General features: G+C 61.5%; 17 protein-coding genes. 9 read left to right on the forward strand and 8 right to left on the reverse strand.

The window, feature by feature from the left end:
• Nucleotides 1–173: 173 nt before the first annotated feature.
• Nucleotides 174–668 (reverse strand): MucR family transcriptional regulator, encoded by a 495-nt coding sequence (locus QM659_RS03050; RefSeq protein WP_303481885.1) that lies wholly within the window; start codon nt 666–668, stop codon nt 174–176.
• 450 nt (nt 669–1,118) lie between these two features.
• Between QM659_RS03050 and QM659_RS03055 the strand changes: the two genes are divergently transcribed.
• Both QM659_RS03055 and QM659_RS03060 read left to right on the forward strand, forming a co-directional pair.
• A complete protein-coding gene (locus tag QM659_RS03055; protein ID WP_415187331.1) occupies nt 1,119–1,280 on the forward strand; it encodes a hypothetical protein in 162 nt (53 codons plus the stop codon).
• A gap of 47 nt (nt 1,281–1,327) precedes the next feature.
• On the forward strand, nt 1,328–1,456 hold the full coding sequence (locus QM659_RS03060) for a hypothetical protein (protein ID WP_415187332.1): 129 nt from the start codon (nt 1,328–1,330) through the stop codon (nt 1,454–1,456).
• On the opposite strand, the gene QM659_RS03065 is transcribed toward QM659_RS03060, so the two are convergent.
• The gene (locus QM659_RS03065) at nt 1,449–3,089 is read right to left on the reverse strand and encodes an alpha-D-glucose phosphate-specific phosphoglucomutase (protein WP_415187333.1); all 1,641 of its coding nucleotides are present in this window, start codon (nt 3,087–3,089) and stop codon (nt 1,449–1,451) included. The two genes, QM659_RS03060 and QM659_RS03065, sit on opposite strands and share 8 nt — an antisense overlap.
• 526 nt (nt 3,090–3,615) lie before the next feature.
• Here QM659_RS03065 and QM659_RS03070 point away from each other — a divergent pair.
• The 3 genes from QM659_RS03070 to QM659_RS03080 all read left to right on the forward strand — a co-directional run bounded on the left by QM659_RS03070 (nt 3,616) and on the right by QM659_RS03080 (nt 6,825).
• A complete protein-coding gene (locus QM659_RS03070) occupies nt 3,616–4,380 on the forward strand; it encodes a phosphoadenylyl-sulfate reductase (RefSeq protein WP_415187334.1) in 765 nt (254 codons plus the stop codon).
• 25 nt (nt 4,381–4,405) lie between these two features.
• Entirely contained in the window at nt 4,406–5,311 is a 906-nt protein-coding gene (gene cysD, locus QM659_RS03075) for a sulfate adenylyltransferase subunit CysD (RefSeq protein ID WP_127076553.1), read from the forward strand.
• Between the two features lie 74 nt (nt 5,312–5,385).
• A complete protein-coding gene (locus QM659_RS03080; RefSeq protein WP_415187335.1) occupies nt 5,386–6,825 on the forward strand; it encodes a sulfate adenylyltransferase subunit 1 in 1,440 nt (479 codons plus the stop codon).
• Between the two features lie 286 nt (nt 6,826–7,111).
• On the opposite strand, the gene QM659_RS03085 is transcribed toward QM659_RS03080, so the two are convergent.
• Together QM659_RS03085 and QM659_RS03090 are read right to left on the reverse strand one after the other, a co-directional pair.
• Nucleotides 7,112–7,366, reverse strand: coding sequence for a YjhX family toxin (locus QM659_RS03085; RefSeq protein WP_127076555.1), 255 nt, complete (start codon nt 7,364–7,366; stop codon nt 7,112–7,114).
• A gap of 324 nt (nt 7,367–7,690) precedes the next feature.
• A complete protein-coding gene (locus tag QM659_RS03090; RefSeq protein WP_052037200.1) occupies nt 7,691–8,191 on the reverse strand; it encodes an Lrp/AsnC family transcriptional regulator in 501 nt (166 codons plus the stop codon).
• Between the two features lie 227 nt (nt 8,192–8,418).
• Here QM659_RS03090 and trxB point away from each other — a divergent pair, with 227 nt between their 5' ends.
• The 3 genes from trxB to QM659_RS03105 all read left to right on the forward strand — a co-directional run bounded on the left by trxB (nt 8,419) and on the right by QM659_RS03105 (nt 11,375).
• On the forward strand, nt 8,419–9,381 hold the full coding sequence (gene trxB / locus QM659_RS03095; protein WP_415187336.1) for a thioredoxin-disulfide reductase: 963 nt from the start codon (nt 8,419–8,421) through the stop codon (nt 9,379–9,381).
• A 37-nt stretch (nt 9,382–9,418) separates the two neighbouring features.
• Nucleotides 9,419–10,309 (forward strand): LysR family transcriptional regulator, encoded by an 891-nt coding sequence (locus QM659_RS03100; RefSeq protein WP_415187337.1) that lies wholly within the window; start codon nt 9,419–9,421, stop codon nt 10,307–10,309.
• A 427-nt stretch (nt 10,310–10,736) separates the two neighbouring features.
• On the forward strand, nt 10,737–11,375 hold the full coding sequence (locus tag QM659_RS03105) for a DUF937 domain-containing protein (protein ID WP_127076558.1): 639 nt from the start codon (nt 10,737–10,739) through the stop codon (nt 11,373–11,375).
• Between the two features lie 136 nt (nt 11,376–11,511).
• Here QM659_RS03105 and pqqB read toward each other — a convergent pair whose 3' ends face one another.
• The 4 genes from pqqB to QM659_RS03125 all read right to left on the reverse strand — a co-directional run bounded on the left by pqqB (nt 11,512) and on the right by QM659_RS03125 (nt 13,531).
• Nucleotides 11,512–12,420: a pyrroloquinoline quinone biosynthesis protein PqqB gene (gene pqqB, locus QM659_RS03110; RefSeq protein WP_415187338.1), complete on the reverse strand. Its 909-nt coding sequence runs from the start codon at nt 12,418–12,420 to the stop codon at nt 11,512–11,514.
• Between the two features lie 7 nt (nt 12,421–12,427).
• Complete coding sequence (locus tag QM659_RS03115; protein WP_127076560.1) at nt 12,428–12,538, reverse strand: pyrroloquinoline quinone precursor peptide PqqA; 111 nt, start codon at nt 12,536–12,538, stop codon at nt 12,428–12,430.
• A 260-nt stretch (nt 12,539–12,798) separates the two neighbouring features.
• Nucleotides 12,799–13,035 carry an FmdB family zinc ribbon protein gene (locus QM659_RS03120; RefSeq protein ID WP_415187339.1) on the reverse strand — a complete coding sequence of 79 codons (237 nt, stop codon included), beginning with the start codon at nt 13,033–13,035 and terminating at the stop codon, nt 12,799–12,801.
• Between the two features lie 97 nt (nt 13,036–13,132).
• A complete protein-coding gene (locus QM659_RS03125; protein ID WP_415187340.1) occupies nt 13,133–13,531 on the reverse strand; it encodes a MarR family winged helix-turn-helix transcriptional regulator in 399 nt (132 codons plus the stop codon).
• A gap of 103 nt (nt 13,532–13,634) precedes the next feature.
• Here QM659_RS03125 and QM659_RS03130 point away from each other — a divergent pair, with 103 nt between their 5' ends.
• On the forward strand, nt 13,635–14,108 hold the full coding sequence (locus tag QM659_RS03130; protein WP_415187341.1) for a hypothetical protein: 474 nt from the start codon (nt 13,635–13,637) through the stop codon (nt 14,106–14,108).
• Nucleotides 14,109–14,173 lie beyond the last annotated feature (65 nt).

Raw genomic sequence — 14,173 nt, forward strand, 5'->3', positions numbered from 1 at the left:
GAGCGTGGCCGAAGCCTATCGCCTTGGCGGGCACCTGCGCCAAGCCTGTTCTGAGTGGCCGCTTGCCGGCGCAAATACCGCGAAGCGGTTTCACCCTTCGGGTCCAAGCTCCTACGTGAGCGGACCGGAAGGGAGTCTTGAGGCCCTCGGCGGGGCCTCAGTCCTCAACACGATTACGCCGCGTTTTTGGGACGCCTGCCCCGGCCCTTGGCGGCTGTTTTCGGTGCGGTCGCAGGAGCCGACTGAACGGGGCTTGCGGGCTTAGCCGCGTTGCGCTGGCCGAGGCCCATGCTTTTGGCGAGGTTCGAGCGCGCTGCCGCATACGCCGGCGCCACCATGGGATAATCGTGCGGCAGGCCCCATTTCTCGCGATACTCTTCAGGCGAGAGATCGTAATGAGTCTTGAGATGCCGTTTGAGCGATTTGAACTTCTTGCCGTCTTCAAGGCAGATGATGAAATCCTGCGTCACGGATTTCTTGACCGGGACAGCGGGCGTCAATTCCGGCTTCACCGGTTCCACGGCCTGCGTCGCGGCTTTGCTGAGCGCCGCATACACCGAACCAATAAAGTCCGGAAGCTTGTCGGCGCTGATCACGTTGTTCGCGACATAGGCCGCCACCACATCTGCCGTGAATGAGGTCAGTTCGATTTCGTTGCTGTCTACCATGAGTCCCAGGCTTCTGCTGTTGGCGCGAAAGTATATCTATTTTGTACGCGCCAGTTTTTGTCATCGGGTTCTTGACGCCTCTTACAGATGTTGGCGAGTAAAGGGTAGCCCATTGTGCACCATCCGGTATATTTTTGTGGATGACGGACGGGAGAGTCGCTCGTGTTGATCTGGATCACGCACGGGTATACAGCGCCAGGAAACCCTTCGATCTGCGCCGCGCCCCGGCGGCATCAGGACCTGGACGATTAACCCTCGCCGCGCGCGGATCGGGGGTTCAGGTCGAAACGCGATCTCCACCACGGGCCTGCGCCACCTGCTGCCCGCATCTCGCGCCAGCTGTTCGCTGTCGCCGAAAGCCTTGCCGAACCGCGCGCAAAGCACCGGAAGCAGGTCGAACGCCGGAAGCGTCGCGTCGAAATAGAGCCGGGCTTCGGCTCGACGAGGCGCATGGCCCTTTCGCGCCTGCAGCCGCTCCAGAACCTGCTGGCGCGCGAAATAAACGTCCGTCCGGCCGCTGAAACGGCGGTCACCAGCGACAAGCCATGGCGTGAAAGCGACCGCGTATATTTGAGCCCCGGCGTGCCATCGAGCGCGGTCTCGCTGGGGTAAGCGACATCTACCGGCGATCAGGCGCCCGCAAGCGTCGCGATCCGCACGTGCTTTTTGGTGATGTCGGGGACGGCAAGCACTCGCACGTCATGGAGGCGGTCGCCAACCTTGGCGACCGCGAGGACATGGCTCTGAGTTCGTTGATGCTGCTGGAGGCTCGGAACGGCCTCAGGTGATGACATCCGGCCGAGCGCGGCCGGTGCGTTCGCGCAAATCCGCCAGTTCATCGGCTGTCGCGATGAGGTCGGCGAGCGCCTCCTGTGTATCCAGCGCCAGACGGGCCGGATCGGCCTCATAGCGCTCGATGTATACGCGGAGCGTCGACCCTGTCGTGCCCGTCCCCGACAAGCGAAAGACAATCCGGGCGCCGCCTTCGAAGAAGACGCGCAGCCCCTGATTCCCGGAAACGCTGCCGTCCACCGGATCTGTGTAGCTGAAATTGTCCGCCTTGACGACGCGACGACCGTGCACCGTAGTCCCCGCGAGGCTCCCCAGGCGTGCCTCAAGCCCGCTCATCAACCCCTGCGCGGCGGGCGTATCGAGCCCCTCATAGTCGTGGCGTGTGTAATAGTTGCGCCCGTAGGTTGCCCAATGATCCTTCGCGATTTCGGCCACGCTCTGGCCACGCACGGCAAGAATGCTCAGCCACAGAAGAACCGCCCAGATGCCGTCCTTCTCGCGCACATGGTTGCTGCCGGTGCCTGCGCTTTCTTCGCCGCAGATCGTGATGCGCCCGGCGTCCAGCAGATTGCCGAAGAACTTCCAGCCGGTGGGCGTCTCGTAGCAGGCCACGCCGAGCTTTTCCGCGACGCGATCCACCGCACCGCTCGTTGGCATGGAGCGGGCGACACCGGCGATGCCGTTGCTATAGGCCGGGGCGAGATGCGCATTTGCCGCGAGAATCGCGAGCGAATCCGAAGGCGAGATGAAAATGCCGCGCCCGATGATAAGGTTGCGGTCGCCGTCGCCATCCGAAGCTGCGCCGAGATCGGGCGCGTCGGGGCTCATCATCAGGTCGAGCAGTTCCTTGGCGTGCACGAGATTCGGGTCCGGGTGATGGCCGCCGAAATCGGGGCGCGGGGTGCCGTTGCGCACGGTGCCAGGGGCCGCACCAAGCTCACGCTCGAAGATGGCGTGGGCATAGGGGCCGGTGACGGCGTGCATGGCATCGAACGCAAGCGTCAGGCCCGATGCGAATGCCGCCCGGAGTGCCGGAAAGTCGAACAGCTCGCGCATGAGCTCCACGTAGTCCGCGACGGGATCGATCACCTCGACCCTGGTATCGCCCAGCCGATGGCTGCCGATACGGTCGAGGTCGATGTCGGGCGTGTCGAGCGTGAGGATTTCATCGATCGACAGTGTCGCGGCATAGATCGCGTCGGTGATCTTTTCCGGCGCTGGGCCACCATTCGCGGCGTTGAACTTGATGCCGAAGTCGCCGTCCGGCCCACCCGGATTATGGCTGGCCGACAGGATCAGCCCGCCGAACGCCTTGTGCTTGCGGATGACGCACGAGGCAGCGGGGGTGGACAGGATACCGCCCGCGCCAACCAGCAGGCGCCCGAAGCCGTTGGCGGCAGCGATACGGATGACGGTCTGGATCGCTTGCGCGTTGTAGAAGCGTCCGTCGCCACCCACCACCAGCGTCACGCCGCCGAAGCCTTCGGGAGGCCGGACCGCGTTGAACACCGATTGCACGAAGTTCGCGAGGTAGTGCCCTTTGGCGAACTCGGTCACCTTCTTGCGCAGCCCGCTCGTGCCGGGCTTCATGCCCTCGATCGGGGTGGTTGCGATTCGCTGGATTTCCATATCGGCTCCGCAGGGCGTTGATCGGGATTTGCATAACCCGTCCCGCCATTTTACGCCAGTCGGGATCATGACGCGCCTTTTCGATGCGAAGCGATGACACCAAAGGCGCGCGATCCGATGGCGGCTGCCAGCAGGCTATGAATCGAATGCAAAACAGTGACCGGAGGCGTAACGAAAGCCGACCGGCACACGGAAACAGCCGGCATTTCCAGATCGACAAATGTCGCGAGCGCCTCTTGCCTAGACGTGCCGCTTCGCGACATCGGCCCCTTGCGCTACAAATTTTCCCTTTTGCACGCCGCTCAGTTCTGAGTGATCGCGAACTGGAATTCGATAAATATGCGATTTTTTGAAAGAAACATAATACACGCCGCCATCCAATAACAGATATTTTCCATGCTTCCGCCACATCAAACAAAATGATCTTTATTTCCAATTCGGATGCTCGAAGACGTTTTTTGCGTGTATGTTAGTCGCTACATACCGGGCCCCGGCTGACTTGCCCCACGAAAGTGCTGAATAAAATATGTCTGCACCTGTAGAAGAATTGGATCGTCCGACCGAGCGAAAAAAGCTCGCCGAGGCGCTGAATAACGCTTTGTTCTCCATAGAGGACTTGCCGACACGTATCGCCGCGATTGAAAATTCTATCGATGGCCGAATTTTATTCTCAACCAGCCTTGGCATTGAGGATCAAGTCCTTCTTCACGCTATCGCCAAGGCGCGGTCTCGCATCGAGGCATTCACACTCGATACCGGCCGGCATTTCCCCGAGACTTACGACATTCTTTCGCGCAGCGAGCGCGTTTTCGGCACCCGTATCCGCGTCGTATTTCCCGATGCTGGCGACGTCGAGGACCTTGTCGCGCGCGATGGCATTTTCGGCTTCCGTTATTCGGTCGACCAGCGCAAGGCGTGCTGTAACGCTCGCAAGGTGCTGCCTCTTCAGCGCGCGCTCGAAAACGCGGCCGGGTGGGTGACGGGCGTTCGCCGCGAGCAGTCCACGACGCGGGGCGAAACGCCTTTCGCCGCGTTCGACGGACAGCAGAACCTGATCAAGATCAACCCGATCGCCGACTGGACGCTCGAACGAGTAGAAGCCTACGTCGCAGAGCACAACGTGCCGGTGAATGCGCTTCATGCGCACGGTTTCCCGTCCATCGGGTGCCAGCCTTGCACGCGCGCCATCGAGCCGGGAGAGGACATCCGCGCCGGCCGCTGGTGGTGGGAAGACGAAAACCGCAAGGAATGTGGCCTGCACAACCGACCTGGCGGGTCGAGAAACCTTTAATTCGCTTCGAGAGACCTTCAGCCCGATGACCAAACCTCTATCCCATCTCGACCTGCTCGAAGCGGAAAGCATTGCGATCCTTCGCGAATCTGCCGCGCAGTTCAAGAAGCTCGTCTTCCTCTATTCGGCGGGCAAGGACTCGACCGCGCTCCTTCATCTCGCGCGGAAGGCATTCTGGCCGCAGAAGCCGCCCTTCCCGCTGCTCCACGTCGATACGACCTGGGAATTCAAGGAAGTGATCGAGTTTCGCGACCGCAGCGCCGAGCGCTTCGGCTTCGATCTTCTCGTGCATATCAACGAGGACGGCGTCGCGCGCAACATCAACCCCGTCGACTATTCACCCTCGGTCTACACCGACGTGATGAAGACGGTCGCGCTCCGTCAGGCGCTCGACAAATACGGCTTCGACGCGGCCATCGGCGGCGCGCGCCGCGACGAGGAAGCGAGCCGCGCCAAGGAGCGCGTCTTTTCACTCCGCTCGCCCGGCTATCGGTGGGATCCCCGCAAGCAGCGCCCCGAAATGTGGAACATCCTCAATGGCCGTCTCGGTCAGGGGGAGACGATGCGCATTTTCCCGCTGTCGAACTGGACCGAAAAGGACGTGTGGCGCTACGTCGCCCGCGAGAAGCTCGATGTCGTGCCGCTCTACTTCGCAAAAGAGCGCCCCGCAATCGAGCGCGACGGGCAGGTTTTCGTGATCAACGACGATCGGCCTTTCCTGAAGCCGGGTGAAACGCCGCGCCTCATCAAGACGCGCTTCCGCACGCTCGGCTGCTGGCCCGTAACCGCAGCCGACAAGTCGGAAGCGTCCGATATCGATGCCGTTCTCGACGAAGTTCTGAATGCGCGCAACTCCGAGCGTCAGGGCCGCCTCATCGATCACGACGCAGTCGGCGCGATGGAGCGCAAGAAGGAAGAGGGATACTTCTGATGCGCCTTGACACATCCGATGCGTTTGCCGGCGCCGAGCCGGCTTCAGAAACAGAAGCCTACAGGAAGCCTCCCGTGACAGAGCGCAAGACAGCCCAGGAACTGAACGGCATCGTCCGCCTTCTGACTTGCGGTTCGGTGGATGACGGCAAGTCCACGTTGATCGGCCGCCTTTTGTGGGATGCCTCGCCGCTTTACGACGATCAACGCGAGAAGCTTCTCAAGGAGACCGCGAGCCTCCACGGCGCGAGCCGCCCCGACTTCAGCCGCCTTGTGGACGGGCTCGTCGCAGAGCAGGAGCAGGGCATCACCATCGACATCGCCTGGCACTATTTCGACACGCCGCATCGCCGCGTCGTCATCATCGACTCGCCGGGTCATGAGCAATACACCCGCAACATGGCGACGGGCGCTTCGCATGCCGACGTCGCCGTGCTGCTCGTCGACGCGCAGGCAGGCGTCAAGCGGCAGACGCGCCGCCATCTGGCGATCCTCGACCTCGCGGGCGTTCGCAAGGTCGTGCTCGCCGTCAACAAGATGGATCTGATCGACTGGAACAGGGAGCGCTTCGACGCCATTGTCGACGATTTCGCGGGTTCCGTCGCGCGCTTCCCGAGGCTGTCCTGGATCGCGATCCCGGTTTCGGCGCTGAACGGCGACAACGTGGCGACGCGCTCGCAGGCGATGAAATGGTACAAGGGGCCGACATTCGTCGAGCACCTCGAAACAGTCGGTTCCCGCGCGGACAACGCACACGAGTCGTTCCGCATGCCGGTGCAGCTTGTGTTGCGCGACGGCAAGGGCTTTCGCGGTTTTGCCGGCCGCATCACGGCGGGGACGATCCATGTCGGAGACGCCGTCTCCGATGCGCTCTCGGGCCGGTCGAGTACCATTGCCAGCATCCGTACGATGGACGGGGATCTGGAGGCAGCGCGCAGCGGCCAATCCGTGGTGATCGAACTTGCCGATCATATCGATGTCAGCCGTGGCAGTGTGCTGACGACCGAAAAGGGCGAGGTACGGACAGGGCGCAGGCTCGAAGCGCGCATCGTCTGGCTCGCTAACGAAGCCTATTCCCCAACGCAGGGCTATCTGCTGCGAACTCCCACGGACATGGTTCCGGTCGCATCGCTGAAGATTCTCGGCCGCCTTGACCTCGACACGCTGGAATTGAACGAAGCCGCGACGCTTGAACCGAATGACATCGCCAAGGTGCAGGTCGATCTCGCGCGGGCCGTTGCCGCCGATCGCTTCACGGACCATCGCGGCACGGGCGCATTCGTGCTCGTCGACGCGGTGACGGGCGCCGCCGTGGCCGGCGGCGTCATCCGCGAAGTGAGCGCGGGCGTTGCCGCAGACAAGGGTGCGTTCCTGCTGTCGAGCGAGCTTTTGTGGCGCGGTCTCTGCTCCGACCTTGCCAACACCGAAGACACGGAAGGCGAGTTCCGCCGCCGTGCGAACGAGGTGGCGATCATCCTGCGCGCGGCGGGGGTTTCCGTGGAGTTTGCGGCATAGGCAAGGGCCGCACATCATCTTCAAGGGAACGCATTTGTTGGACCTTTCGCCCGGAATTGAAGCATTCCGGGCGAAATGATCGATAGCTTTTGCTCGGCGTCGTCCGCAAATCGGGCACCGGCTCGACGCCGTCCATTTCAAGTGTCGATCGGCGTGCGAGAATCGGGTGCGATTTCACGCAGACTGATTCCGGTCTGATTGGTTCGCCGCAATCGGATCGGCAAACTTCTCAGAGTAACGAGGCGGATTCACCGATCAGGTTGATTCAACCTGATCGGCTCCGGCTTTAACGATTGTCCGGCTGAGAGCGAACGGCCGACAGTCCCAACGCGGAGATTCGATAGGGCCGCCCGGCCACGGACTGAATAAGTCCGCGACGACGCAGTTTATTGAAGACGTCGAGTGAGCAATCGACAAGACGATACCCGTCGCGGGTGATGCACTCGACCGAGATTATGGATTTGCCGTTTCGGACATGACGAATATATCCGCCTTGTGCCAAGGCGTGCAGCGTCCGCTGCTCGTATTTCGAGATATTCATTGGAAGACTCGATGCAAAGACCGCAATAGCCTGCCGCGCCAGGACTGCAAAAGCAGCCCGACTATTTCGGCAAGCGCGTGGTGTTCGCTTCAGCGCGAACAATCAGCGGCCTGTGACAATCTCCAGCATCCAGCCTCCATGAGAGGCAGGCATTAAGCCTCCGATATGGGGCGAAGTCAATTCGGTACGGGAGATTTTGCATCTACCGGCTTTGCGGATTTCTCACCACGGTGGCCCGCATGATCGGCATGCGCCGTTCTCTCGGAAAATGCATGTGGAAGACGGATGACTGGAACGAGTCTCCGGATCGCAGGCCGGATGCGCCTATTCGATCGCCGCGCCGGGCTCGCTTTTTGCCGTCTTGATCGTGAAGGACGTCTTCACCGAGCTGACATTGGGCGCCGCGGTCAATTCACGGATGATGAAGTTCTGGAAGGTCACGAGGTCGGGCGCGACGCACTTCAGCAAGAAATCGGTGTCGCCCGAGAGCATGAACGCTTCCCGCACAATTTCCCACTGGCGAATGCGGGCCTCGAAGGCTGAAAGATCGGCCTCCGACTGGCTTTCGAGACGCACGAAGGCGAAAGCCGTCAGATGAAAACCGAGGCGCGGAAGATTGAAAACGGCATGATAACCGGCGATGATGCCGGAGCGTTCCAGCTCCCGAACGCGCCTGAGACACGGCGGAGCGGAGAGCCCGACCCTGGCAGCCAGTTCGACATTGGTTATGCGACCGTCCCTTTGCAACTCGGCAAGGATCTTCCAATCGGTCGCATCGAGTTTCGTTGGAATAGTCGAGTCATCCAGTGTTCGCACCGACGCCATTGGGATTCCCTCGGGCTGTTGGCCAATCCCGCCCAGCAGGATATGTGGTGGCTGCTCTGTTGCAACGCAACAGTTTTTGATCTCAACGTTGGCGCAGCAGCAAAAAAGTCAGCGGCGGTTTCGCGTTTGGTCCCGTCAGCACGGGCTTGACCGAATCGCCTTGGCAGCGGACGCCCCAGCGCCTATTTTGCGATGCGAAATGCTAATTCAGAAGGGATGAGCTTGCAATGGCGGCACGTCATCACAGGGTGATCATTGTCGGGTCGGGTCCAGCGGGATACACTGCGGCGATCTATGCGGCTCGCGCCATGCTGAAGCCGCTCCTGATCGAGGGCATGCAGCCCGGCGGCCAGCTCACCACCACGACCGAGGTCGAAAATTATCCGGGCTTCGCCGAGCCGATCCAGGGGCCCTGGCTCATGGAGCAGATGCGGGCGCAGGCATTGCATGTCGGCGCGGAGATCGTCCAGGATCTGATTACGTCGGTCGACTTTTCGCGTCTTCCGCTCGTGCTCAACGGCGACAGCGGCGCAACCTATCGCGCGGAATCCGTCATCATATCGACGGGCGCCCAGGCCCGCTGGCTCGGCATTCCGAGCGAACAGGATTTTCGCGGCTACGGCGTGTCGGCCTGCGCCACATGCGACGGCTTCTTCTATCGCGGCAAGGATGTGCTCGTGATCGGCGGCGGCAACACGGCGGTAGAAGAAGCGCTGTTCCTCACGAAGTTTGCGAAAAGCGTTACCGTGGCGCATCGCCGCGATTCCTTCCGCGCCGAGAAGATCCTCCAGACGCGCCTGTTCTCCAACCCTAAAGTCAAGGTGCTCTGGAACACCGTACTCGACGAGGTGGTGGGCAACGACAACCCCAGGGCGGTGACAGGCGCGCGACTTCGCGATACGGTAACGGATGAGGTAACGCTGTTGCCGGTGGATGGAATATTCATCGCAATCGGCCATGCTCCGGCGACGGAAATATTCAAGGGACAGCTCGATACTACGTCCGGCGGGTATCTCGTCACGGCAGCGAAGTCGACCGCCACGAATATCGCCGGCGTTTTCGCGGCGGGTGACGTGACGGACGACACCTATCGCCAGGCCGTGACAGCGGCAGGCATGGGGTGCATGGCCGCTCTGGACGCGGAGCGCTATCTCGCGAGTTTGGAAACACTTGCGCAGGCGGCCGAGTAAGGCCGCGCGGCGCGTATAAAAGGGCCCGGCACTCCGCATGGATTGGGACAAGCTCAGGATTTTTCACGCCGCGGCGGAGGCTGGAAGCTTCACGCATGCGGGCGAGACGCTGGCAATCAGCCAGTCCGCCGTGAGCCGGCATATCGCCTCGCTCGAACGCGATCTCAACGTGCCGCTGTTCCACCGTCATGCGCGCGGCCTTGTCCTCACCGAGCAGGGCGAACTTCTCTATCGCACGGCGCAGGAGGTGTTCTCGAAGCTCGCCACGACGCAAATCCTGCTCGCCGACAGCCGGGGCAAGCCGAACGGCCAGTTGAAGGTCACGACGACCATGGCGCTCGGCACGGGCTGGCTCACACCCCGCCTCAACGAGTTCATGAAGCTCTATCCGGACATTCAGCTTCAGCTCATCCTTGATGACGAAACGCTGAACCTCACCATGCGCGAGGCCGATGTCGCCATCTGGTTCGGCCCGCCGTCCCAGCAGGATCTCGTTCGGCGCAAGCTGTTCACCGTGCATTTCCACGTCTACGCCTCGGTGGACTATGTGAAACGGAACGGACGGCCGCGCAATCTGGAAGACCTGGATCGCCATCGTATCCTGACCTATGGAGGCGTGCTGCCCAGCCCCTTCAAGGAGATGAACTGGCTTGAAACAGCAGGCCGCGACGGCCGCACCCTGCGAGAGCCATCGGTGCGCATCAACAGCCTTCTCGCGCTGCGCGAAGCCGTGTTGCAGAGCGTCGGCATTGCCGTGCTGCCGGACTATCTTGCGAAAGATCATCCGCGTCTCGTCAATGCCCTGGAAGAGGCCGAGATGCCGATCTTCGATACCTACTTCGTCTATCCCGCCGACCTCAAGGACACCAAACGCGTGAACGCGTTCCGCGACTTCCTTGTCGAGAAGTCGCGCGAGTGGTCTTTCTAGCGGTCCAGTTCCGACCTTTGCATCCGTTTGCAGCACGCTCGCGAGCAAATGTCAGGATCGAAAGGGCCTCTGGCAACGCCATAATTTTGTGAAGCTTTCGAGTCCGACACTTGAGCGAGAGCCGCCGCAGCAACCGGGACTCAAACGTTCAAATTCGCTCCGCTGGCGTTGCCGAAGACGCCGGTTCCACCCGCCCGCCCTTCGATAGGTCTGAGGCTTTTTTGCCACAGATGTGGTCGAACAGTCCGCGCTTCCCCATGAAGCGTCTTGCGCGGTCTTCGCTCCAGCGGCCGCGATCCTTTACAATTTATGAGTAGCGTTGATTCGCGTCGCTTCCCGCGATGCGGGCGATGACAGTCCTGCGTAGAGCACTTTCCGAACCCGAAGAGTCGTTTCCTCGGGTTGATCTGGCTGTACGAGGCGAAGCATGAAGCTTTTTCATATTATAGCAAACGCTCAGAACATGCGGGCGTTCAGCAATATGGGGCAGGTGTTCGGCTTCAGCGACGAGATCATGGCGCAAACCGTCCGCTACTTCATTCCCCCGATCTCCAAAGCCATCGAAAAGCGTTCGCAGACGCCTGAGGGAGTGATCTCGCTCCTTGAGTTGCTTGGCTCGCGCCGCTACGACCGCTTCCTCGACGACCCTCGCATTTTCGGTCACCCGCAGATTGCGAAGGAAGGCCAGCGCCTGCTCGAATTCCTGTTCGAGCGCGAGGCGAGGCTTCAGAAGATCGTCGAAAACCGTGCGCGCGTGCTGCCGGTCGATGCCGCCACGCTCCGGCGTCTGTTTCCATTCATCGCCGTGTTGGTGATGGGCGCGGTGGAGGTTCGCACGCGGCGGCCCCTCGGCGTCATCCTGCATCGCGTGGCGAAGGGCGAGACCGACGACCGCGCCATCGCCAACCCGTTCATTGCGCTCGCCCAGCATCTGCGCAAGCAGGAGAAGCAGGAGCGCGACGGCCGCAGACGCCGCCTTTTCTCGTTCTTCGGCGTCACGCAACCATCGCCCCAGCCTGCGAAGGCTCAGGCGGGCGCGGCAGGCGGCTTGTTCGAGTCGGCGTGAAGCTCGCGCGACGCTGCAAAGCCTAAATCCGCCCCGGAACGCCCGGAGCGCAATCCAAGCTTTCAGAGCCCGAGCCGATCTGATTGAAACGCAATCGGATCGGTAAACGGTTTCATCTTGAAGTTCGGATCCGGTTCTAAAGTGTGAAGCTCATTCCGTCGGCGGCAATATCCCAGCCGGCTTCGCGAACCATCATCGCGGCGGAGCTGTTCGCGTCGAGAATGGGATTCGTTGTGTTGATATGGATGTAGATCTTGCGCTTGATCTTTGAGCGGCTGAACGCGTCGAGCGAGCCGTTCGGCCCCATGATGGGCACATGCCCCATGCGGCGCCCGGTCTTCTCCCCCACCCCCGCATCGCGCAGTTCGCCGTCATTATAAACGGTGCCATCGAAGAAGAGACAAGCCGCACCGCCAACTCGGTCCAGCAGATCCTCGTCGATAGAGGCGCAACCCGGGATGTGGAAAAGCGTGGCGCCTTCTCGGTCGGTTATTCGCAGACCGATATTTTCCCCCGAGATCAGCCCCGTCTCTGGAGTTTCGTCACCTTGTTCATGATAGAGCGGGATCTTGCCCGGCACCGCGAAGGGCTCGAACGTCAGCCCATCGAGCGGCGTCACCTTTTCTCCCGGCCTGACAGCGATGCGTTCCACGAGATCCAGCGCCAGCACGTCGAAGATGCGGTTGTCGCCGATGATCGCGAGCACAGCTTCCGACGCATACAGCCGGAGCGGCTGACGTTCCCGCAGGGTGAGTAATCCGGCAATGGCATCGACGTCGGCATTGGTGAGGAAAATTGCCTCAATGGGCGAATTGCGAACCGAGCCGCGCCGCCGGGGCCACAGCTCGCGATTATCGAGGATCTGCGTGCGCAAATCGGGAGAGGTGTTGACGATGACGAAGCGTTCGCCGTCCGGCGAGACGGCGAGACTTGACTGAGTCCGCCGAAGCGCCGGATCGTCCCACGCGAGGCGGGAAATGCGGGCATTGCAATTCCACTGCGGGAAGCCGCCGCCCGCCGCCGATCCAAGCACCTTGACGAACACGACCGGACTACTCCCGGCAGGCGCGCTTCGCCGCGACGTCCAGCGTCGAGGGAAGGTATCGCGTCACTTCGAAGCCAGCTTCGACTGCGGCAGCGACTGGTTTTGACCAGACCTTCATGTGTCCTCCATCTATAAGCCCATCAGGGCATGAGTCGCTGTTTCCAGTCGACTGGCGGAGAACACTCGAAAGCCTCGAACGGCACATGTACACAACTTGCAACCGCGCGCGGTGTTTTGTAATTGCGGCTCTCAATCCACGGAGCGGAGCGAACCGCAGCTATCCGCGAAACGATGGCCTCGCATCACACACCCCTTACGCCAAGAGAGTGCGCATGAGGCGCCGCCCGCTCACACCCGACCCTTCGCCGCAAACAGGCTTTAGTGGCAGGCGCAGCCTCGGCATTCCGAGGGGCTGAAGCTGCTCAACGCGCCGTCGCGCGCCGCCTGAGCGCATGGAGTTCCGGCCGCGTCCGCATTGGCATGAGGAGCCACGCGCGAAAGCAACCTCTTCATCGCCGTACTCCCGCAGGCGGGACAGGCCGGATTGTCGCCGAAGGCGACGAGCAATTCCGTTTGCTTGCCGCAGTCGGGGCAGTCATAGCTGTAAAGCGGCATCGTGCGATCTCCCTTCAACGTAAAAACGCGATCTCAAATTATGGCCTGGCATCCGCAAAGGTGCATAACTTAGGCCGCTGCCGTAAGCAATTTCTCCTCACTCGTCAGCCAGCGCCGCCACGATCTTGGCGAGGCTTGTCAGCAGCGCCTTGCGCTCCTCCTCGCTGAGAGCGCCGAGCGCCTTTTCGTTGAGTGTGTCGATTGCCTCGCGCACCGCAGGAAACTTCCCCATCGCGTGCGGTGTCAGCGAGATCAGCATGCTTCGCCGGTCGCTGGCGTCAGGCTCGCGGTGAATCAGCCCGTCGCGCTCCATGCGCGAGAGCGTGGCCGCCATGGTCGGCTGCTCGATGGCGGCGTATTCGGTCAGCGCTTTCTGCGAAAGCGCGCCCCCGTCCCCCAGCGCGAAGAAAATCGGCAAATGGCCGGTCGACAAGCCGAGAGGCTTGAGCCTGCGATCCATCTCGCGGGCGAAGAGTCGCGCCGCCCAGTTCGTCATATATCCTGCCGAGGTTGTGCGGTCGATATTATATAGCTTGCTATCTTTATCCATCATGTGTTACATAGCATACTATGTTAATCCGAAAGCAAGGAGCTTCTGCATGCGTACACCGCTTCGCCTTCTCCACGCCATCGCGGGCTTTGTGAGCCTTGTCATAATACTTCGCTTCCTCGGCAATACGGCCTATGCGGAGCTTTACGGCGATCCCGCCGCCATTCTCGCTGTCAAGTCGTGGATCGTCTGGCGTCTTCCGGTTCTGATCGTCGCGCTTGCCATCGCGGGCGCTACCGGCTTCGCGCTGGCCGGACCTTCGCCGCGTGGTCTCGCGTCGCGCAAGCTTGCGAGAATGCGCGTGATCGCAGCGAACGGCATTCTCGTGCTGGTGCCTGCCGCCATATTCCTTTTCTGGAAAGCCGATGCGGGCGAGTTCGACGCCACCTTCGCGGCGCTGCAAACGATCGAGTTCATTGCCGGAAGCGTGAATATCGTGCTGATCGGCTTGAGTTTCCGCGATGGCCTTCGCCTGACGGGCCGCCTGCGGCGCCGCTCCGACGCCTCCGCGCGCCGCTCGTAATGACAGCCATGCGCATTTGCAGGGGAGCAAGCGCCTGGCGCTCGGGTTCACGGCGAGAAGTCGGA

Origin of the sequence: Rhodomicrobium sp., assembly GCF_047605405.1 — a bacterium.
Lineage (GTDB): Bacteria > Pseudomonadota > Alphaproteobacteria > Rhizobiales > Rhodomicrobiaceae > Rhodomicrobium > Rhodomicrobium lacus.